Source organism: Bacteroides sp. 2_2_4, from assembly GCF_000157055.1.
Classification (GTDB): domain Bacteria; phylum Bacteroidota; class Bacteroidia; order Bacteroidales; family Bacteroidaceae; genus Bacteroides; species Bacteroides ovatus.
Genome location: NZ_EQ973367.1, coordinates 28,014 through 49,042, shown reverse-complemented (window position 1 = coordinate 49,042; position 21,029 = coordinate 28,014). Strand labels below are relative to the sequence as shown.

Genomic DNA, 21,029 nt, shown 5'->3' with positions numbered 1-21,029 from the left:
GAGCGTTAAATCGTAAATAGTAAATCGTTTAATCGTAAATAAAATTATGTTTCTATTAGGTTATGACATAGGTAGCTCGTCTGTAAAAGCGAGTTTGGTAAATGCGGAGACTGGTAAATGTGTATCCTCGGCATTTTTTCCGAAAACAGAAGCGAATATTATTGCAGTGAATCCCGGATGGGCGGAACAAGATCCTGAAAGTTGGTGGGAAAACTTAAAGTTGTCCACGCAGGCTATTATGACCGAATCCGGAGTTAGTGCCGCTGAAATTAAAGCCATCGGCATCTCTTATCAGATGCACGGATTGGTTTGTGTTGATAAGAATCAGCATGTATTGCGTCCTGCTATCATCTGGTGTGACTCCCGTGCGGTGCCATACGGTCAGAAAGCGTTTGAGACAATCGGGGAGGAGAGATGTCTTTCTCATTTGTTGAACTCACCGGGAAATTTTACCGCTTCCAAGTTGGCGTGGATTAAAGAAAACGAACCTGCCATCTATGAGCAGATTGATAAGATAATGCTGCCGGGCGATTATATTGCCATGAAGTTGAGTGGAGAAATCTGCACAACTGTTTCCGGACTTTCGGAAGGTATGTTCTGGGATTTCAAGAACAACCGGGTGGCTGATTTCTTAATGAATTATTACGGGTTTGATTTTTCTTTGATTGCAGATATTAAACCGACCTTTGCAGAGCAGGGACGTGTAAATGCAATAGCTGCCAAAGAGCTTGGACTGAAAGAAGGGACACCGATTACTTATCGTGCAGGCGACCAGCCTAACAATGCCCTTTCTTTGAATGTGTTTAATCCGGGAGAGATTGCTTCTACGGCAGGAACATCGGGAGTGGTTTATGGCGTGAACGGTGAAGTGAACTATGATCCGCAGTCACGCGTCAATACCTTTGCGCATGTCAATCATACCATAGATCAGACACGTTTGGGAGTATTGCTTTGCATCAACGGAACGGGTATTCTCAATTCATGGGTAAAACGCAACATTGCTCCCGAAGGAATATCTTATAATGAAATGAATGTATTGGCTTCCAAAGCGCCTATCGGCAGTGCGGGAATCAGTATCCTGCCCTTTGGTAACGGTGCCGAACGTATGCTGAATAATAAAGAAATCGGTTGCAGTATCCGTGGACTGGATTTTAATACGCATGGCAAACACCACATTATCCGTGCCGCTCAAGAAGGTATTGTATTCTCTTTTAAATATGGCATTGATATCATGGAGCAAATGGGAATTCCTGTGAAGATGATCCATGCCGGACACGCTAATATGTTTTTGAGTTCTATCTTCCGCGATACTTTGGCAGGAGTCACAGGAGCCACTATCGAGCTTTACGATACGGATGGTTCCGTAGGCGCTGCGAAAGGTGCGGGCATCGGTGCAGGTATCTACAAGGATAACAATGAGGCATTTGCTACGCTTGACAAACTGGATGTGATTGAGCCTAATGTGGCAAAACGCCAGGAATATGCTGACGCGTATGCAAAATGGAAATACCGTCTTGAAAAGTCGATGACCGGTAACATACCGGCTCCGGTTCTGTCTTCAGATAAATAATTAACAATTTAAATAATAACCATTTTAAAAATAAAAGAATTATGGCAACAAAAGAATTTTTCCCGGGAATTGAAAAGATTAAGTTCGAAGGTAAAGATAGTAAGAATCCGATGGCATTCCGTTACTACGATGCTGAAAAGGTTATCAACGGTAAGAAGATGAAAGATTGGTTGAGATTTGCTATGGCATGGTGGCATACTTTGTGTGCTGAAGGTGGCGACCAATTCGGTGGCGGAACAAAACAATTCCCTTGGAATAGTAATGCTGACGCTATACAAGCTGCAAAAGATAAAATGGATGCAGGTTTCGAATTCATGCAGAAAATGGGTATCGAATACTACTGTTTCCACGATGTAGACTTGGTTTCTGAAGGTGCAAGCATCGAAGAATACGAAGCTAACCTGAAAGCAATCGTAGCTTATGCAAAACAGAAACAAGCAGAAACTGGCATCAAACTGTTGTGGGGTACTGCCAACGTATTTGGCCATGCACGTTATATGAACGGTGCTGCTACTAACCCTGATTTTGACGTAGTAGCTCGTGCTGCTGTTCAGATTAAGAATGCAATCGATGCAACGATCGAACTGGGTGGTCAGAACTATGTATTCTGGGGTGGCCGTGAAGGCTATATGTCTCTTCTGAATACAGATCAGAAACGTGAAAAAGAACACTTGGCAAAAATGCTGACCATCGCTCGTGATTATGCTCGTGCCCGTGGTTTCAAAGGTACTTTCCTGATTGAGCCGAAACCGATGGAACCGACAAAACATCAGTATGATGTAGATACAGAAACAGTAATCGGATTCCTGAAAGCTCATGGCTTGGATAAAGATTTCAAAGTGAACATTGAAGTAAACCACGCAACTTTGGCTGGTCACACTTTCGAACACGAATTGGCAGTAGCAGTAGACAACGGCATGTTGGGTTCTATCGACGCTAACCGTGGTGATTATCAGAATGGTTGGGATACAGACCAATTCCCGATTGACAACTACGAACTGACACAAGCTATGATGCAAATTATCCGCAACGGTGGCTTGGGTAACGGTGGAACAAACTTCGACGCTAAAACTCGTCGTAACTCTACTGACCTGGAAGATATCTTCATCGCTCACATCGCAGGTATGGACGCTATGGCTCGTGCATTGGAAAGCGCAGCTGCTCTGCTGAACGAATCTCCCTATAAGAAAATGCTGGCTGACCGTTACGCTTCATTTGATGGCGGTAAAGGTAAGGAGTTTGAAGATGGCAAGTTGACTTTGGAAGATGTAGTTGCTTATGCAAAAGCAAACGGTGAACCGAAGCAGACTAGCGGTAAACAAGAACTTTATGAAGCAATTCTGAATATGTATTGCTAATTAACCCCACCACAGATTACACGGATTGTCACAGATTGATTTTCTTCTCTCTTATTTTGAATTTTATCTGTGTTAATCTGTGAAATCTGTGGTGATATAAATCCAACTACTACAACACTACTTTATCTACTTATAACCATGATTAATACAACGAACGAGGGTAGTAAACTCTACCTATATTCGATAACCTCTGTCGCCATTTTGGGAGGACTGCTTTTCGGATACGATACAGCGGTTATTTCCGGTGCAGAGAAAGGCTTGGAGGCTTTTTTCCTTTCGGCCTCTGATTTTCAATACAATAAAGTAATGCATGGAATCACATCTTCCAGTGCATTAATTGGCTGTGTACTGGGTGGTGCTTTGTCCGGTATATTTGCTTCCCGTTTGGGACGTCGTAATTCTCTAAGGCTTGCTGCCGTACTCTTTTTCCTTTCAGCATTAGGTTCCTATTATCCGGAAGTCTTATTCTTCGAATATGGAAAGCCGAACATGGATTTGCTGATTGCTTTTAATTTGTATCGTGTTTTGGGCGGTATCGGTGTTGGACTGGCTTCTGCAGTCTGTCCGATGTATATTGCTGAAATTGCTCCTTCTAATATTCGTGGAACGCTTGTATCGTGTAACCAGTTTGCTATCATCTTCGGTATGTTGGTAGTATACTTCGTGAATTTCCTGATTATGGGCGACCATCAAAATCCTATTATTTTGAAAGATGCAGCCGGTGTACTGTCTGTTAGTGCTGAATCTGATATGTGGACTGTTTATGAAGGATGGCGTTACATGTTCGGTTCGGAAGCTTTCCCTGCAGCTTTCTTCGGTCTGTTGTTGTTCTTTGTTCCCAAGACTCCTCGTTATCTTGTATTGATACAGCAGGATGAAAAGGCTTATTCGATTCTTGAAAAGATCAATGGTAAGACAAAAGCACAGGAAATTCTTAATGATATTAAAGCTACTGCTCATGAAAAGACAGAGAAAATCTTTACTTATGGAGTGGCAGTAATTGTGATCGGTATTTTGCTTTCTGTATTTCAACAGGCTATCGGTATTAATGCGGTACTTTATTATGCTCCTCGTATTTTCGAAAATGCAGGTGCAGAAGGAGGTGGCATGATGCAGACAGTTATTATGGGTATTGTAAACATTGTCTTTACATTGGTTGCAATCTTCACAGTAGACCGCTTCGGACGTAAACCACTATTGATAATCGGTTCTATTGGTATGGCTGTAGCTGCATTTGCGGTAGCAATGTGTGATAGCATGGCAATAAAGGGTGTTCTCCCGGTACTTTCAGTGATTGTGTATGCAGCATTCTTTATGATGTCTTGGGGACCGATTTGCTGGGTGTTGATCTCGGAAATATTCCCGAACACCATCCGTGGTAAAGCGGTGGCAATCGCTGTAGCTTTCCAATGGATATTCAATTATATTGTATCTTCTACTTTCCCAGCACTGTATGACTTCAGCCCGATGTTTGCATATAGTTTATATGGCATAATCTGTGTGGCTGCTGCTATCTTCGTTTGGCGTTGGGTACCTGAAACGAAAGGTAAGACACTGGAAGATATGAGCAAACTTTGGAAGAAAAATAAATAAATTAGGTTAGTGTAATTTCATCATGTCATTATGACTTCGGCCTCTTGGCATGGTTCTATTAAGATTATGACATCGTACCAATGGTATGGTGTCATAATTGTTTATATACATATCATTCAGTAAATCAATATTTTATTTTGCATTAATTGTTTTATCGTTGGTGTTACAATTAGTGTTTTTGCATTTTTGAGTAAATATGTTCTCCAATGATACGCTTATCTTTGCATTATAAAAATTGAAGTATGATAACAGAGCAATATAAAGATACTGTTTATTTTTCGAACCTTTTTGTACGTCACTACCCTAAAGTTTATGAAGAATTATCTAATATTCTTTCTCGCCATCATATAGCGCATGGGACTTTGATGCACACTAAAGATTATTGGTGCCGAGATTATATGCCAATACAGTGGGGAGTTAATACTTATATTCAATTTCGCTATGAACCTGATTATTTGACGGATAAACCACAGTATAAAACTAATATTATTCCCGTACTTAAAGCCACGAGTATCAAGATAGATATTATTCAATCGCCACTTATAGTTGATGGAGGGAATGTTGTTGTGTGTGAGGGAAATTCTAAGTGGGTGGGATCATGTATAAGAGAACGGAAACCAATTATTATCATGACAGAAAAGGTGTTCCAAGAAAATTCGCAGATTGATCAAGGAGAAGTACTGGCAATATTAAAGGCAAACTTTTATGGAGCAGATATTATATTTCTACCATGGGATAGATATGATATCTGTGGTCATACAGATGGAATTGTTCACAATATTGGCGATGGTAAGATTTTGGTCAACTTGAAAGTGTATCCTCAAAAGATAGAACGGGAGATGAGACGTAGATTGAATGACGTTTTTGTAGTTGTGGATTTGAAACTTAGTAAGTATTATGAGAATAGTTGGGCATACATAAATATGCTTCAGACACGTGATATAATCATTGTTCCCGGACTTGGATTATCTACAGATGGAGAGGCTTTAGAACAGATAAAAGAGTTATATCCTTCCTATGAGGGACGAATTTACCAAGTTAATATAGCTCCGATTGTAAAGAAATGGGGAGGTGCATTGAATTGTTTGTCTTGGACTGTGAGTAAATTATAGAAATTATATGATATCAGCATTACCGATTTCCAAACCTATACTTTATATTGATATGGATAATGTTCTGGTTGACTTTCAATCAGGTATTAACAACTTGAGTGAATACGAAAAGAGAGAATATGAAGGACGATATGATGAGGTACCTAATATTTTTGCAAGAATGAGTCCGTATGAAGGAGCAATTAATGCCTACCATCATTTAGTGCGTTTTTATGATGTATATATTCTTTCCACGGCACCTTGGAATAATCCTTCTGCCTGGTCAGATAAACTAATATGGGTGAGAAAATGGTTAGGTACAGATGGTTATAAACGATTAATTCTTAGTCATCATAAAAATTTGAACAAAGGAGACTTTTTGATAGATGATCGCCTCAAAAATGGTGCTGAAAATTTTGGTGGTGAATTAATCTTATTTGGTTCGGAACTGTATCCGAATTGGGACTCTGTTGTTGACTATTTGATATCATCTAAGTGAGAAATAAAAAAGTTGATATATTCGGAACAACTCTTTACTAAAAAGATTATCTTTACCCAAAGAAATATTAATACTATAATAATTATGGATACTTTGAAAAAGGAAATTGCAGTTTTAATGCAATGTATTGATTTTAAGGAAATAGAGAAACAGCTTCAAGTAATTAATAAGCTAATAGTCACAAACTATATGTTTGAACTAAGTAATGGGCTACGAATTTACCCTATTGAAGTAGAAGCTTATTTTAAAGATGCAAAATTTAATGATGAGTTTGTGCATGGAAATGAACTGCAAAAAAATAATTATGGAAGATTTTATGTTCATCGTACAGGTATAACAAAGAATTCAAAATTTAAAGGTGGAACAAGAGGAGGTATTGATATTTGTTTATCTGATGACGTTAATGCATATTATGGCATCTTAATAAGAAGTGCTAAGTTTGATGATGGCACAATTAAATTTGGACCGAATAATGTTTTAAAATTTATTGTTGAGGATAAGAATGTAGATTATGATACTTTGGAAAAAGAATCTGTTTTAAAAGAAGCTGTTAAAGATTGCCGTGATGGAGAAAGTAAATCAATCATCATGCATTCTACACGTGTTGGTCTAAGTGACAAGCAAAGTGACGATTTTAAAAACTTGCAATTACGAACGATCATAGGGCCGCTGCTTTCATCTTATGCATATAAAGAAAAGGAAAAGGTATTTAGGAACTATATCGTTAGTGATAACATCTCAAAAGAAGAAGCCGAGAAAATTTCTATTGACATCCTCGGATATTGTCCTAAGTCTTTGATAGAAAGTGTATATCAGGCATGATAGCTACTAATTTTGTATAAGGGTGCAATATCGCCCTTATACAAAATTATTTAACGATTGGAATCCAAACTTCAGTAAGAAGCTCTTTCACATCTGTGTCAGTGGGAGAGTTCAAGTAATGTTCCAGGATTGGAGTTTCTCCTAAGCTATAAAATTGCGGTAATTGTTTCAATATTGTCTCATAAAAGGCATCTAACAATGCATAATCTCCTTGATGGACATAAACTGCGTATGTACCTTGAGGTAAATCCATGTGTTTTATTGGACTAGTAAGAGGGGGATTGGTTCCTATTCCTTTTTGAATAGCTATACAAGCGTAAAAACGGCATTTTTCTAATGAGGTAATGTCCGTATCATCATAAGCTATCCCCCAATAATCTTCTTTATCTGGCAATAAAGAGTTTTCTTTTGCATATTCATATAGGCAGTCCCAAGTGTATGTCTCAAAAGCAACTGTGCTACAAGTGTCATAATTGCCAATATAAGATAAAAATAAGACAGGTATTGTTTCTGATTCCACTATGCGGTAAGGAGAAATATATGAAGGATAAGTATGACTTGTTTCCAATAATTTCTTTTGTAGTTCTCGAGGAGTGAGATTGTATTTTTTTTGAAGTGTATTATTTAAAGCTGACTGGTTAGCAAATCCAATATATTCATATATTTCAGCTATACTTTTTTTATTATCTTTGAGTAATTGCTGGGCGTATTCCATGCGTGTACGAATGATATATTGATGTAATGTTTCGCTAGTGTAAGCTTTAAACATCAGCTGAAGATTACGAACAGACATGCATGCCATTTTAGCTAATTCAGGTATGGATATCAAACGATTGAACTCATCGGCAGTTTTACCTGTCCAATTCTTTTGTATCATGGAATTTAGATAATGAAGAATTGTCTCGATTTGTCCTTGATAGGAGGATTTGTTGGAATTCATATATTTTCTTTACCTTTTGGGGTACTCTTTTATTTATGATTGATATTCGCAAAGATAGTATTTATATACGCATCCTATATGAAAATGATTCAAAAGTTGATTCTATGACTTCTCATATCGGTTTCTGGCTTAAAAAAAATCCTTTGGAAAATCTAATTGTTTTGCCTTTAGAATTTTCCAGACTAGAGAGAAGTGGATAGAAGAAGCAGAATCAAATAAAAGCAGCTATTTTCCGCAGCTAAAGCATTGCTTTAGCCTACTTAAAGCACCGCTTTCCTTCTCTTAAAACACTGCTTTTTCTCTTTCTGTTTAAGCAGCATTCTCTATATATAAGAAACGTTTTTTTCTACTCCTTCATCTTTCTTCTGAATTATCTGTGAGTAAGAATTTTGTGGGTGAAGGAGTGCTTCTTCACCTTTGGAATTTGCAGAAAAAGAATGCATAAAATAGATAGTATTGTTAATTATTTCTTGGTTTGAAAACACAATTAAAGGAATAGCTATACCTTTGCATTATCTTTTATAAAACACATATTGTTATGGAACAACATCCGATTAAAATTAATAAAGTGCAGATACGTAATCTGCAAATAGAAGATTATGTACAACTATCCCAATCGTTTACCCGTGTTTATTCTGACGGCAGCGATGTGTTTTGGACTCGTGAGCAGATACAAAAGTTAATAAAGATTTTTCCGGAAGGTCAGATCGTCACAGTAGTTGACGATAAAATCGTTGGTTGTGCCCTTTCTATCATTGTTGATTATGATAAAGTAAAGAATGACCATACGTATGCACAGGTTACAGGTAAGGAAACATTCAATACACATAATCCCAAAGGAAATATCCTGTATGGCATTGAAGTGTTTATCCACCCGGGGTATCGTGGTTTGCGTCTCGCACGTCGTATGTATGAATATCGTAAGGAGCTTTGCGAAACATTGAACCTGAAAGCGATCATGTTTGGCGGACGTATCCCGAATTATCATAAATATGCTGACAAAATGCGTCCGAAAGAATATATCGAACGGGTACGTCAACGCGAGATTTATGATCCGGTACTTACTTTCCAGTTGTCGAATGATTTTCACGTTCGTAAGGTAATGACTAATTATCTGCCAAATGATGAAGAATCAAAACATTATGCTTGTTTGCTGCAGTGGGATAATATCTATTATCAGCCACCTACACAAGAATATATCAGTCCCAAAACTACGGTTCGCGTAGGATTGGTGCAATGGCAGATGCGTAGTTATAAAACGTTGGATGACCTGTTCGAACAAGTAGAATTCTTTGTGGATGCAGTCTCCGATTATAAAAGTGATTTTGTTCTTTTCCCGGAATATTTCAATGCTCCTTTGATGTCGAAGTATAACGATAAAGGAGAATCGCAGGCTATTCGCGGATTGGCGAAATATACGGATGAAATTCGGGAACGGTTTATGAATCTGGCTATTAGCTATAATATCAACATTATAACCGGAAGTATGCCATACGTAAAAGAGGATGGGCTACTTTATAATGTAGGTTTTCTTTGCCGACGGGATGGAACCTACGAAATGTACGAGAAATTACACGTCACTCCCGATGAAATAAAAAGTTGGGGACTTAATGGTGGCAAACTTCTGAATACTTTTGACACGGACTGTGCAAAGATTGGAGTTTTGATTTGCTATGATGTCGAGTTCCCCGAACTTTCCCGCCTGATGGCAGATCAGGGAATGCAGATATTATTTGTTCCTTTCCTGACAGATACCCAGAATGCCTATTCCCGTGTTCGTGTTTGTGCGCAGGCACGTGCCATCGAGAATGAATGTTTTGTAGTCATTGCCGGAAGTGTAGGAAATCTTCCCCGTGTGCACAATATGGATATTCAATATGCTCAATCGGGGGTATTTACCCCATGCGACTTTGCTTTTCCAACAGACGGAAAGAGGGCAGAGGCAACTCCTAACACCGAAATGATTTTGGTATCGGATGTTGACCTGGATTTGCTGAACGAGCTGCATACTTATGGTAGTGTACGCAACTTGAAAGACCGCAGGAATGACCTGTATGAGGTGAGATACAAGAAATAAAAAGAGTGACGCTATGCTGTCCGGATAGCGTCACTATATGCCTTGGATAGCGTCACTATCCGGGGCATATAGTGACGCCCTTTTGATAGAATACTTTTTTATTTGGAAGACGTGCCACTCTCCAATATACTAACGATAGAAAACAGCGTAAAGCAAATAGCTCCGAGACCTACCAAAACACGTGCCGGAATGAAATAATCAGCATGTGTAGTAGCAAGCTCGAATACAAAAGCCGCCAGGAACAGACAAGTTAATGCCGTTAATACCGGAATCATAGGAATACGGTTGGCTAATTTGAACTCTTGCCTCCATATCTTAGCCAGCAGGATTACTTTGCTGGAAATACTGTAACATACTAATCCCAACCCGAGCATAATATATCCGGTGGTACCGTTTGCACTTCCGGAATCTGCCAAAATAACGAATAATCCCCATACAAAAGAGATAGATCCCATTAATAAAACCAGTTTCGGCCATTTATTCCGTTCTTTTTCTGAATAATCATTACGTATCTGACGTGCTATGGTAGCTACCAGCGCAATCAAACTGGTACAAATACATGCCAGACCGACCATTACATGCCCCGCCACAAAATAAGCAGGATGAGAATGACTGTTGCCTAATAATACAAATGCCCATATCCATGCGATCAGCGAGACGATGATGGCAACAATGACCAATGCCCGTCTCTGATTAAGGGAAAAAGCTCCTTCCGGAACTTCATTACTTGTCGCTTTTGAATTTCCCGGAATTAAAGAGAATCGGGTAGAAGAGGTGGCGGCGGTAGCTACACAAGTGGTAATAAATCCAACGCCGGTGATAACGTGTCCTGCAACAAATGCAGAGGTGGAAGTGGCATTACTGAAAATGCAGATGCCTCCAATAATAGTAATGATGGCTGCCAGATAGCCTATAACCGGCAAAATGTATTTGGCCGATTTATTATAAGTATGTATGATTTGCCGGATGATAGTGGCAGCCGTGCAAAACAGTGCAATGCATATCATACCGAGTGAAAACACAACAGGACCGGCCACAACACGACTCCCGTCATCTCCATAACCATAAATAAACGCTCCGTATCCGAAGCAAAAAATAGCCATCGCCAAAGGGATTGCTCTGAATAAAATGCTAATACCGTAATTCATAAGTTAAAGTGCTTTTAGGTTTCCCACTAAAACAAGGAGATACCTGTTTTGTTTAGGCTGTAGGCGGTTTATAATCGTTAACTTCACACGAATCCGATTAAAAGTCCTAGCTTTTTGCTCAACTAAACAAATGTTTTTGTAAATTTGCACCCTTAAAAATGGGGATACCCCTCAAATTGTAAATTGTAAATAGTAAAATCGTAGACAGCTATGGGTAAGAGATTTACTGAATATTCGCAGTTTGACCTTTCGCAGGTGAACAAAGATGTGCTGAAGAAATGGGACGAGAACCAGGTTTTCGCCAAGAGTATGACAGAACGTGATGGCTGTCCTTCGTTCGTGTTTTCGTAAGGACCTCCCTCGGCTAATGGTATGCCGGGTATTCACCATGTAATGGCTCGTACCATTAAGGACATTTTCTGTCGCTACAAAACGATGAAGGGTTATCAGGTGAAGCGTAAAGCCGGATGGGATACGCACGGACTGCCTGTGGAACTAAGTGTAGAAAAGGCATTAGGTATCACAAAAGAAGATATTGGTAAGAAAATCTCTGTTGCCGACTACAATGCGGCTTGTCGGAAAGACGTGATGAAATATACCAAGGAGTGGGAAGACCTGACTCATCGGATGGGATATTGGGTGGATATGAAGCACCCTTATATCACGTATGATAATCGCTATATTGAGACATTATGGTGGCTATTGAAGCAACTGCATAAAAAAGGATTGTTGTATAAAGGATATACGATCCAACCATATTCACCGGCTGCAGGAACAGGATTGAGCTCACATGAGTTGAATCAACCAGGCTGTTATCGGGATGTAAAAGATACAACGGCCGTTGCCCAATTTAAAATGAAGAATCCTAAACCGGAAATGACGGAATGGGGAACTCCTTATTTTATCGCTTGGACAACTACTCCATGGACATTGCCTTCAAATACGGCTCTTTGTGTGGGACCCAAAATTGACTATGTGGCTGTACAGTCTTACAACGCTTATACCGGAGAACCTATCACGGTTGTTCTGGCAAAAGCTTTATTGAATGTACACTTCAATGCAAAAGCTGCTGATCTGAAATTGGAGGACTACAAAGCCGGAGATAAACTTGTACCATTTAAAGTGATTGCCGAATACAAAGGTACTGATCTTGTCGGTATGGAATATGAGCAGTTGATTCCTTGGGTAAAACCGGTTGAGGTATCCGAAAATGGCAACTGGAAGCCTAGTGATAAGGCTTTCCGTGTAATACCGGGTGATTATGTTACTACAGAAGATGGTACAGGTATCGTTCACATTGCACCTACATTTGGTGCGGATGATGCGAATGTGGCACGTGCTGCAGGAATCCCGTCACTGTTCATGATTAATAAGAAAGGCGAAACTCGTCCGATGGTGGATTTAACTGGTAAATTCTATCTGTTGAATGAGCTGGATGAGAATTTCGTAAAAGAATGTGTTGATGTAGATAAATACAAAGAATATCAGGGTGCATGGGTGAAAAATGCTTATGATCCTCAATTTATGGTGGATGGCAAATACGATGAGAAAGCTGCGCAAGCAGCCGAATCTTTGGATATTGTCATTGCCATGATGATGAAAGCAGACAACAAGGCTTTCAAGATAGAAAAGCATGTCCACAATTATCCGCACTGCTGGCGTACAGACAAACCGGTGCTTTATTATCCATTGGATAGCTGGTTTATCCGTTCTACCGCTTGCAAGGAGCGAATGATGGAATTGAATAAAACCATCAACTGGAAACCGGAATCTACCGGAACCGGCCGTTTCGGCAAGTGGCTGGAAAATCTGAATGACTGGAACCTTAGCCGTTCTCGTTATTGGGGTACTCCATTGCCTATCTGGCGTACAGAAGATAATACGGATGAGATATGTATCGAATCTGTAGAAGAACTTTATAATGAAATCGAGAAATCGGTAGCTGCCGGATTTATGAAATCCAATCCATACAAGGATAAAGGTTTCGTGCCGGGTCAATATTCGGAAGAAAATTATGATAAGATTGATCTTCACCGTCCTTATGTAGACGACGTCATATTGGTATCGAAAGACGGCAAACCGATGAAGCGTGAATCAGACTTGATTGATGTATGGTTCGATTCGGGTGCTATGCCATACGCGCAGATCCATTATCCGTTCGAAAATAAAGAACTGTTGGATAACCGTCAGGTATATCCGGCTGACTTTATCGCAGAAGGAGTAGACCAGACTCGTGGTTGGTTCTTTACCTTGCATGCTATCGCTACCATGGTATTTGACAGCGTGTCCTACAAAGCTGTTATCTCTAACGGTTTGGTACTCGATAAGAACGGTAACAAGATGTCCAAGCGTTTGAATAACGCTGTCGATCCGTTTACTACGATTGAAAAGTATGGTTCCGACCCGTTGCGTTGGTACATGATTACCAATTCTTCTCCGTGGGATAACCTGAAATTTGACGTTGAAGGAGTGGAAGAGGTTCGCCGTAAATTCTTCGGTACCTTATATAATACGTATTCATTCTTTGCGCTTTATGCGAATGTAGACGGATTTGAGTATAAAGAAGCGGATGTACCGATGGCAGAACGTCCGGAGATCGACCGCTGGATCTTGTCTGTATTGAATACATTGATAAAGGAGGTAGATACATGCTATAATGAATATGAACCGACAAAGGCAGGACGTTTGATTTCTGATTTTGTGAATGATAATTTGTCCAACTGGTATGTTCGCCTGAATCGTAAACGTTTCTGGGGTGGTGAATTTACACAGGATAAATTGTCTGCTTATCAGACATTGTACACTTGTCTCGAAACAGTTGCCAAACTGATGGCTCCTGTATCTCCGTTCTATGCAGACCGGTTGTATACTGACTTGATTACAGCAACAGGACGTGACAATGTAGTTTCTGTCCATCTTGCCGAATTCCCGAAATATCAGGAAGAAATGATAGACAAGGAACTGGAAGCCCGCATGCAAATGGCACAGGATGTTACATCTATGGTGTTGGCATTGCGCCGCAAGGTGAATATCAAGGTACGCCAACCGCTGCAGTGTATCATGGTTCCGGTGGTAGATGAAGAGCAGAAAGCTCATATCGAAGCTGTGAAGAACCTGATTATGAATGAAGTGAACGTAAAAGAAGTCAGATTCGTTGATGGTGCAGCCGGTGTATTGGTGAAAAAAGTGAAATGTGACTTTAAGAAACTGGGACCGAAATTTGGCAAGCAAATGAAAGCAGTAGCTGCTGCTGTTGCAGAAATGTCACAGGAGGCTATCGGTGAATTGGAGAAAAACGGAAAGTATACATTAAATCTGGATGGTGCGGAAGCTGTTATTGAAGCATCAGATGTCGAGATCTTTAGTGAAGATATTCCGGGATGGTTGGTTGCCAATGAAGGCAAACTGACAGTAGCGCTTGAAGTGACCATTACCGAAGAACTGCGTCGCGAGGGTATTGCTCGTGAACTGGTGAACCGTATTCAGAATATACGTAAGTCAAGCGGCTTCGAGATTACAGACAAAATAAAAATAACAATCTCGAAAAATACGCAAACAGATGATGCGGTAAATGAATATAATACTTATATTTGTAACCAGGTTTTAGGCACATCTCTTGAACTTGTAGATGAAGTGAAAGACGGAACAATGTTGGAGTTTGACGATTTCTCATTGTTTGTGAACGTGATAAAAGACTAATACTATATTGATTAACCTTTTAAAATTGTAAAGTTATGGCAGAAAAGACTAGATATTCGGATGCGGAACTCGAGGAATTCCGTGCCATTATTATGGAGAAACTGGAATTGGCACAACGTGACTATGAACAGTTGAAGAAAAGTTTGATGGGACTGGACGGTAATGATACCGACGATACATCTCCTACGTATAAAGTATTGGAAGAAGGAGCTAATACGCTCTCCAAGGAAGAAACGACCCGACTGGCACAACGTCAGCTGAAGTTTATCCAAGGATTACAAGCTGCTTTGGTACGTATTGAGAATAAAACGTACGGCATTTGCCGTGAAACCGGAAAGTTGATTCCGGCAGAGCGTCTGCGTGCTGTTCCTCATGCTACATTAAGCATTGAAGCAAAGAACAGTGGTAAAAAATAACAGATAGCAAGTAGGCTACAGGTAACGAGCTACAAGTAGCTGCGCAAAGTTTACGCACGGCACTTGTAGCTCGTTATGTTTAACTTATAATAAACACATGAAGAAACTATTCACGAAGGGGAGAATTGCCCTTCTCGTTATCTTTTCCGTATTGATTATTGACCAGATCATCAAGGTCTGGATTAAAACTCACATGTACTGGCATGAAAGTATACGTGTGACCGATTGGTTTTATATCTATTTCACCGAAAACAACGGGATGGCTTTCGGTATGGAAATCTTCGGCAAGTTATTCCTGACAACATTCCGCATTGTTGCGGTAGCATTGATAGGGTGGTATCTCTATAAAATCATAAAGAAAGGGTTTAAAACAGGTTATATCGTCTGTGTGGCTCTTATCCTGACCGGTGCTTTGGGGAACATCATAGATAGCGTGTTCTATGGAGTTATTTTCAATGAAAGCACTCATTCGCAGATTGCCAGTTTCATGCCCGAAGGTGGTGGATATTCTACTTGGTTTTACGGAAAAGTAGTGGATATGTTTTACTTTCCGATTATAGATACAAACTGGCCTACATGGATGCCGTTTGTAGGTGGAGAGCATTTTATATTCTTTAGTCCGATCTTTAATTTTGCGGATGCCGCTATCAGTTGCGGTATCATTGCCTTGTTACTCTTTTATAGTAAATATTTGAATGAGTCTTATCATTCGCTGGATAAAGATAAAAAGGAAGCTACGGATCATGAAAAATAAATTTCGGTTTCATCTGTGTCTCATCTGCATGTTCGTGTTTGCGGTAGCCGGGTGTAAAGTGAAAAGACCCAGTGATGTAATCTCGGAATCGAAGATGGAGAATTTGCTGTATGATTATCATGTGGCAAAGTCTATGGGAGATAATTTGCCTTATAGTGAGAACTATAAGAAAGCATTGTATATCGACGCCGTTTTCAAGAAATACGGGACTACACAAGCTGCATTTGACTCATCCATGGTTTGGTATACCCGTAACACAGAGATTTTATCGAAAATTTATGATAAGGTGAAAAAACGCTTGAAAGACGAACAGGAACTTGTTGGTGACCTGATAGCCAAGCGTGATAAGAAACCGAAAATGACCAAGCAAGGTGATAGCATCGATGTCTGGCCGTGGCAGCGTATGGTACGTCTGACCGGTGAAATGATGGATAATCAATATGTATTTACTTTGCCGACTGACTCTAACTACAAAGACCGGGATACACTGGTATGGGAAGTGCGGTATCGTTTCCTGGAGCCGATGCTTGCCGACTCTTTAAGAGGTGTCACTATGGCTATGCAGGTGATTTACGAAAAAGATACGATCAATCATTGGAAAACGGTGACTGAACCGGGTGTGCAACAAATTCGTTTGTTTGCAGACACATTAGGTTCGATGAAAGAAATAAAAGGTTTCATTTATTATCCGATGGATAGCCAGGAAAAAGGCGGGGCAGTATTGGCCGACCGCTTCATGATGACTCGTTATCATTGTACGGATACGCTCGCATTTGCCGTACGCGATTCTTTGAATAAGATAGAAGCATTGAAAGCGGATTCTTTGAAGAAGATAGCTACTAAAGAAAATGCCGACTCTTTACATAAGGTCATAGACAAGAATAAAGATGACATTCAGCGTCTGACACCGGAAGAGATGAACCGTCGTCGTACGGGAACTCATCGTGAGAAGAAGCCGGAGCAGATTCAGGTGGAACAGCATATCCAAAAGGAACGGATAGAGCAAAGAAAAGAACGCCAGATGAATCAACGCAGGAAGCAACAACAAAGACGTTCAAACAACTGATTGTAATGAAACGCTTTGCTTCTCATTATTTGCTGATACCTGCCGTCGGATATATGAAGCAGCAGGTAGTGGAGATCACTGACGAAGGAGTTGTCCGAGGTGTGTTCCCATTGACCGAAGAGATTGAGTCGGTTGAATGGATGCCGGGAGTGATTGTGCTGCTTTCTGAAAGTCAGATGGAAGAAATAAAAAACACTGGGATGATTTTAAAAAACATCCCAGTGTTTCAAATCAATCTTCCCAGTGTTTCGAATCAATCTTCCCAATGTTTTAATGAGTATCTGCAGGAAGCAGAAAAGAAGGGGGAAGCTTTATTTCCTTATTTGTTTTATCCTTTTGATTTTACTTCCATGCAGCCTGTCGACGGAACTCGGCACAGATTACTGCGGTAGCAATGGCTACATTCAGAGACTCGGATGTCTCTTGGCCTGCCGGGTAATTGGGGATATATAATTTTCGGTTGATTAATGTGGCTACCTCTTTCCCTATGCCATTCCCTTCATTTCCCATTACGATCAAGCCATTGGCCGACAATGGTTGTTCATACATGTTTTTTCCATCCAGGAACGTACCGAACACAGGAGTATCTCCGAGCGACCGGATAAAATCGGGGAGGGAAGTATAATGTACTTTCACCCGGGCAATTCCACCCATAGTGGCTTGTATGGTCTTAGGGTTATATACATCTACCGTATTCTGCGAGCAGATAATATGTTCGATGCCAAACCAGTCGGCCAAACGGATAATGGTACCCAGATTTCCGGGATCTTGTACATCGTCCAATGCAAGGCAAAGTGATGAACGAACTGCCTCCGGATCCAAAGTATATTGTGGTTGTTCGAAAATGGCAAGTACCTGTTGGGGAGTTTTCAATAAACTGGCCCGTGAAAGATCTTCCTGTGAAACTTCTACCAGTTCACTTGCGTCAATACCCGGATGCTCCTGAAACCAGGAGGGAGTGGCAGCTAAAAAACGACAGGGAAAATGTCCGAGTAAATCGCCTACCAATTTAGGACCTTCAGCCAGAAATACCCGCTCTTCTTTACGTATTTTCTTCAGTTCCAGCGAGTGGATAAACTTTATTTTGTTTTTACTTAATGATGCCATAGATTTGATATTCTTTTGCAAAGCTATAAAGATATTTCCAATCTATCCTTACTTTCCTCTCTTTTTCTTAAATTATTTTCCCCGTCAGAAAATATAATTTATCTTTGTAAGCGCATTTTTCATGCTATCGATGTAAAACCGTATGAGGAGAAATTTTCTTTATTTGCTTGCTTCTGCTGCTGTCTTGTCACTTGCTTCGTGTACTACCACTAAGTTTGTGCCGGATGGATCTTATTTGCTGGATGAAGTCAAAATTCGTACGGACCAAAAAAATATACGGCCTTCTTCCTTGCGCATGTATGTTCGCCAAAATCCTAATGCCAAGTGGTTCAGTCTGATAAAGACCCAACTTTATGTATATAATCTGTCGGGGCGTGATTCGACCAAATGGGGAAACAAATTTTTAAGAAGGATAGGGGATGCTCCTGTAATATATAGCGAGGACGAAGCGAAACGCTCTGAAGAAGAGATCACTAAGGCTGTGCACAATATGGGATATATGGCGGCAACCGTGAAGCGTTCGACTAAAATAAAAAAGAAAAAGATTAAGCTGTATTATGATGTAACGACCGGCAAACCCTACGTTGTTCAATCTATCAAATATGATATTTATGATCCTAAAATAGCCTCTCTTCTCAAACAGGATTCTGCCAGAAGCTTGTTGAAGGAAGGAATGTATTTGGATGTGAATGTATTGGATGCGGACAGACAACGTATCACGAATAAGTTGCTTCGGAATGGCTATTATAAATTTAATAAGGATTATATCGGATATACGGCCGATACGGTTCGTAATACTTATAATGTAGATCTGACTCAACATTTGCAGATGTATAAAGCGCATGCGAGTGATTCGGCAAGGGCACATCAGCAATATTGGATCAATAAGATTAATTTTATTACGGATTATGACGTTTTGCAGTCTTCTGCCTTGAGCAGTGTGGATATTAATGATTCGGTTCATTATAAGGGATATCCGATTTACTATAAGGATAAGCTCTATTTACGTCCTAAAGTGCTTACGGATAACCTCCGGTTTGCTTCCGGCGATTTGTTTAATGAGCGTGATGTGCAGCAAACTTATTCCAGTTTCGGGCGTTTGTCTGCATTGAAATATACGAATATCCGTTTTATCGAGACTCAAGTTGGAGATTCAACAATGCTCGATTGTTACGTGATGTTGACTAAGAGCAAGCATAAATCGGTATCCTTTGAGGTAGAGGGAACCAATTCTGCCGGTGACTTGGGAGCGGCAGCTTCCGTTTCTTTCCAGAATAGGAATCTCTTTCGCGGGTCGGAAACGTTTATGATAAAATTCCGTGGAGCGTATGAGGTTATTTCCGGGCTTCAGGCAGGCTATTCAAATAATAACTATACGGAGTATGGAGTGGAAACGAGTATCAACTTTCCTAATTTCCTGTTCCCATTCATTTCCTCTGATTTTAAACGGAAAATCAGGGCTACAACAGAGTTTGGTTTACAGTATAATTATCAGTTGCGACCGGAGTTCTTGCGTACGATGGCTTCTGCTAACTGGAGTTACAAGTGGACACAACGTCAGAAGATACAACACCGTATTGATTTGATAAATATTGCTTTCCTTTATTTGCCCCGTATCTCTGAAAGGTTTAAAGAAGACTATATAAATAAAGGACAGAACCATATATTCCAGTATAATTATCAGGATCGACTGATTATAAATATGGGATATAGCTATAATTATAATAGCGTGGGAGGATCGATTATCAATAATACGATTGCTTCTAATTCATACTCCATCCGTTTTAATTTCGAATCGGCGGGAAATGTAATGTATGCTCTGTCAAAGGCTGCAAACATTCGGAAGAACAGTAATGGTGAATACGCTATTCTGGGAATTCCTTATGCTCAATATCTGAAAGGGGAGTTTGATTTTGCTAAGAATATCAGAATCGATTATCGTAACTCTTTTGCGTTTCATGCTGGTGTGGGAATAGCTGTACCTTATGGAAATGCGAAGACTATTCCGTTTGAGAAACAATATTTCTCTGGTGGAGCCAATAGTGTCCGCGGATGGAGTGTTCGCGATTTGGGACCGGGCTCTTTTGCAGGAAATGGGAATTTGCTCGATCAATCCGGAGATATTAAACTGGATGCCAGTATTGAATACCGAAGCAAGTTATTCTGGAAGTTTCAGGGGGCGGTATTTATTGATGCTGGTAATATCTGGACCATCCGGAGTTATGCCAATCAACCGGGAGGGGTTTTCAAGTTTGATAGGTTTTATAAGCAAATAGCAGTGGCCTACGGATTAGGTCTCCGCCTGGATTTGGATTTCTTTATTTTGCGTTTTGACGGAGGTATGAAAGCTGTCAATCCTGCCTATGAAACGAGGAAAGAGCATTTCCCCATCATTCATCCTAAATTCAGTCGTGACTTTGCTTTCCATTTTGCTGTGGGATATCCTTTCTAATCAGCCATTTATTATTTACTCTTACTAATTCGAGCGTATCTTGCAGGGAACTTACGTATTCCATTTTTCCTCCGATGGGATGAATGACGAATGCATTTTTGATTTGGCAGACAACCGACGCTTCTTCTAAATTAGCATCTATCTCACTTGAAATAACAGAAACTTTTGCAGCGCCTCGTGTCTTAAGTTGCTCCAGATGGGGTTGCCCGACATTAGATGCTAAGAAACTAAGATAAGATTGAGAAGAAGGCGTGCTCCATTCTTTGGCGACCGGATAATTGAAATTATAAAAGGCTTCACAAAAATCTATGGCTGTCTGTTCTATTTGAGTTTGAGGAGTCTGTTGCTGACAAGATAGACAGGTGAAGATTAGAACAGAATAGATAAGTGTATGTAGTTTATTCATAGTACAAAAGATTCTTGATAGAAGAAGATAA

The 21,029-nt window shown here is 40.1% G+C and carries 16 protein-coding genes and 1 pseudogene; 13 read left to right on the top strand and 4 right to left on the bottom strand.

The window, feature by feature from the left end; translation table 11 throughout:
* Positions 1 to 46 precede the first annotated feature (46 nt).
* From BSCG_RS05345 to BSCG_RS05370, 6 genes are all read left to right on the top strand, one after another.
* A complete protein-coding gene (locus BSCG_RS05345; protein ID WP_008776996.1) occupies positions 47 to 1,570 on the top strand; it encodes a xylulokinase in 1,524 nt (507 codons plus the stop codon).
* Positions 1,571 to 1,611: 41 nt separating this feature from the next.
* Complete coding sequence (gene xylA, locus BSCG_RS05350) at positions 1,612 to 2,928, top strand: xylose isomerase (RefSeq protein WP_004295876.1); 1,317 nt, start codon at positions 1,612 to 1,614, stop codon at positions 2,926 to 2,928.
* A 138-nt stretch (positions 2,929 to 3,066) separates the two neighbouring features.
* A complete protein-coding gene (gene xylE, locus BSCG_RS05355; protein ID WP_008776995.1) occupies positions 3,067 to 4,521 on the top strand; it encodes a D-xylose transporter XylE in 1,455 nt (484 codons plus the stop codon).
* Between the two features lie 242 nt (positions 4,522 to 4,763).
* Positions 4,764 to 5,633: an agmatine deiminase family protein gene (locus BSCG_RS05360; protein WP_004309347.1), complete on the top strand. Its 870-nt coding sequence runs from the start codon at positions 4,764 to 4,766 to the stop codon at positions 5,631 to 5,633.
* Positions 5,634 to 5,640: 7 nt separating this feature from the next.
* Positions 5,641 to 6,111, top strand: coding sequence for a 5' nucleotidase, NT5C type (locus BSCG_RS05365; protein WP_004309348.1), 471 nt, complete (start codon positions 5,641 to 5,643; stop codon positions 6,109 to 6,111).
* An 84-nt stretch (positions 6,112 to 6,195) separates the two neighbouring features.
* Positions 6,196 to 6,933 (top strand): hypothetical protein, encoded by a 738-nt coding sequence (locus BSCG_RS05370; RefSeq protein ID WP_008022456.1) that lies wholly within the window; start codon positions 6,196 to 6,198, stop codon positions 6,931 to 6,933.
* Positions 6,934 to 6,979: 46 nt separating this feature from the next.
* On the opposite strand, the gene BSCG_RS05375 is transcribed toward BSCG_RS05370, so the two are convergent.
* Positions 6,980 to 7,810, bottom strand: a complete 831-nt coding sequence (locus BSCG_RS05375; protein WP_224262705.1) for a GyrI-like domain-containing protein — start codon at positions 7,808 to 7,810, stop codon at positions 6,980 to 6,982.
* Between the two features lie 601 nt (positions 7,811 to 8,411).
* Here BSCG_RS05375 and BSCG_RS05380 point away from each other — a divergent pair.
* Positions 8,412 to 9,950 carry a carbon-nitrogen hydrolase family protein gene (locus BSCG_RS05380; protein ID WP_004295880.1) on the top strand — a complete coding sequence of 513 codons (1,539 nt, stop codon included), beginning with the start codon at positions 8,412 to 8,414 and terminating at the stop codon, positions 9,948 to 9,950.
* A gap of 98 nt (positions 9,951 to 10,048) precedes the next feature.
* On the opposite strand, the gene BSCG_RS05385 is transcribed toward BSCG_RS05380, so the two are convergent.
* Positions 10,049 to 11,098, bottom strand: a complete 1,050-nt coding sequence (locus BSCG_RS05385) for a DUF2776 domain-containing protein (RefSeq protein ID WP_008776992.1) — start codon at positions 11,096 to 11,098, stop codon at positions 10,049 to 10,051.
* Between the two features lie 210 nt (positions 11,099 to 11,308).
* Here BSCG_RS05385 and ileS point away from each other — a divergent pair.
* From ileS to BSCG_RS05410, 5 genes and pseudogenes are all read left to right on the top strand, one after another.
* A pseudogene (gene ileS, locus BSCG_RS05390) lies at positions 11,309 to 14,797 on the top strand (isoleucine--tRNA ligase).
* A gap of 35 nt (positions 14,798 to 14,832) precedes the next feature.
* Positions 14,833 to 15,213, top strand: coding sequence for a TraR/DksA family transcriptional regulator (locus tag BSCG_RS05395; RefSeq protein ID WP_004295883.1), 381 nt, complete (start codon positions 14,833 to 14,835; stop codon positions 15,211 to 15,213).
* Between the two features lie 97 nt (positions 15,214 to 15,310).
* Positions 15,311 to 15,967 (top strand): lipoprotein signal peptidase, encoded by a 657-nt coding sequence (locus tag BSCG_RS05400; protein WP_004295884.1) that lies wholly within the window; start codon positions 15,311 to 15,313, stop codon positions 15,965 to 15,967.
* Positions 15,957 to 17,033, top strand: coding sequence for a DUF4296 domain-containing protein (locus tag BSCG_RS05405; protein ID WP_008640156.1), 1,077 nt, complete (start codon positions 15,957 to 15,959; stop codon positions 17,031 to 17,033). Before BSCG_RS05400 ends, BSCG_RS05405 begins: the two co-directional genes overlap by 11 nt.
* A gap of 5 nt (positions 17,034 to 17,038) precedes the next feature.
* Positions 17,039 to 17,425, top strand: a complete 387-nt coding sequence (locus BSCG_RS05410; protein WP_004303301.1) for a hypothetical protein — start codon at positions 17,039 to 17,041, stop codon at positions 17,423 to 17,425.
* On the opposite strand, the gene BSCG_RS05415 is transcribed toward BSCG_RS05410, so the two are convergent.
* Positions 17,376 to 18,140, bottom strand: a complete 765-nt coding sequence (locus BSCG_RS05415) for a TrmH family RNA methyltransferase (protein ID WP_008776990.1) — start codon at positions 18,138 to 18,140, stop codon at positions 17,376 to 17,378. The two genes, BSCG_RS05410 and BSCG_RS05415, sit on opposite strands and share 50 nt — an antisense overlap.
* A 142-nt stretch (positions 18,141 to 18,282) precedes the next feature.
* Between BSCG_RS05415 and BSCG_RS05420 the strand changes: the two genes are divergently transcribed.
* Positions 18,283 to 20,592 carry a BamA/TamA family outer membrane protein gene (locus BSCG_RS05420; protein WP_004295889.1) on the top strand — a complete coding sequence of 770 codons (2,310 nt, stop codon included), beginning with the start codon at positions 18,283 to 18,285 and terminating at the stop codon, positions 20,590 to 20,592.
* Here BSCG_RS05420 and BSCG_RS05425 read toward each other — a convergent pair.
* Positions 20,546 to 20,998, bottom strand: a complete 453-nt coding sequence (locus BSCG_RS05425; protein WP_004295890.1) for a hypothetical protein — start codon at positions 20,996 to 20,998, stop codon at positions 20,546 to 20,548. The genes BSCG_RS05420 and BSCG_RS05425 overlap by 47 nt on opposite strands.
* Positions 20,999 to 21,029: the final 31 nt, after the last annotated feature.

Bases quoted from the DNA above. Each gene is read 5' to 3' on its own strand.
- BSCG_RS05345 (WP_008776996.1), top strand. From the start codon at position 47: ATGTTTCTATTAGGTTATGACATAGGTAGCTCGTCTGTAAAAGCGAGT.
- xylA (WP_004295876.1), top strand. From the start codon at position 1,612: ATGGCAACAAAAGAATTTTTCCCGGGAATTGAAAAGATTAAGTTCGAA.
- xylE (WP_008776995.1), top strand. From the start codon at position 3,067: ATGATTAATACAACGAACGAGGGTAGTAAACTCTACCTATATTCGATA.
- BSCG_RS05360 (WP_004309347.1), top strand. From the start codon at position 4,764: ATGATAACAGAGCAATATAAAGATACTGTTTATTTTTCGAACCTTTTT.
- BSCG_RS05365 (WP_004309348.1), top strand. From the start codon at position 5,641: ATGATATCAGCATTACCGATTTCCAAACCTATACTTTATATTGATATG.
- BSCG_RS05370 (WP_008022456.1), top strand. From the start codon at position 6,196: ATGGATACTTTGAAAAAGGAAATTGCAGTTTTAATGCAATGTATTGAT.
- BSCG_RS05375 (WP_224262705.1), bottom strand. From the start codon at position 7,810: ATGATACAAAAGAATTGGACAGGTAAAACTGCCGATGAGTTCAATCGT.
- BSCG_RS05380 (WP_004295880.1), top strand. From the start codon at position 8,412: ATGGAACAACATCCGATTAAAATTAATAAAGTGCAGATACGTAATCTG.
- BSCG_RS05385 (WP_008776992.1), bottom strand. From the start codon at position 11,098: ATGAATTACGGTATTAGCATTTTATTCAGAGCAATCCCTTTGGCGATG.
- BSCG_RS05395 (WP_004295883.1), top strand. From the start codon at position 14,833: ATGGCAGAAAAGACTAGATATTCGGATGCGGAACTCGAGGAATTCCGT.
- BSCG_RS05400 (WP_004295884.1), top strand. From the start codon at position 15,311: ATGAAGAAACTATTCACGAAGGGGAGAATTGCCCTTCTCGTTATCTTT.
- BSCG_RS05405 (WP_008640156.1), top strand. From the start codon at position 15,957: ATGAAAAATAAATTTCGGTTTCATCTGTGTCTCATCTGCATGTTCGTG.
- BSCG_RS05410 (WP_004303301.1), top strand. From the start codon at position 17,039: ATGAAACGCTTTGCTTCTCATTATTTGCTGATACCTGCCGTCGGATAT.
- BSCG_RS05415 (WP_008776990.1), bottom strand. From the start codon at position 18,140: ATGGCATCATTAAGTAAAAACAAAATAAAGTTTATCCACTCGCTGGAA.
- BSCG_RS05420 (WP_004295889.1), top strand. From the start codon at position 18,283: ATGAGGAGAAATTTTCTTTATTTGCTTGCTTCTGCTGCTGTCTTGTCA.
- BSCG_RS05425 (WP_004295890.1), bottom strand. From the start codon at position 20,998: ATGAATAAACTACATACACTTATCTATTCTGTTCTAATCTTCACCTGT.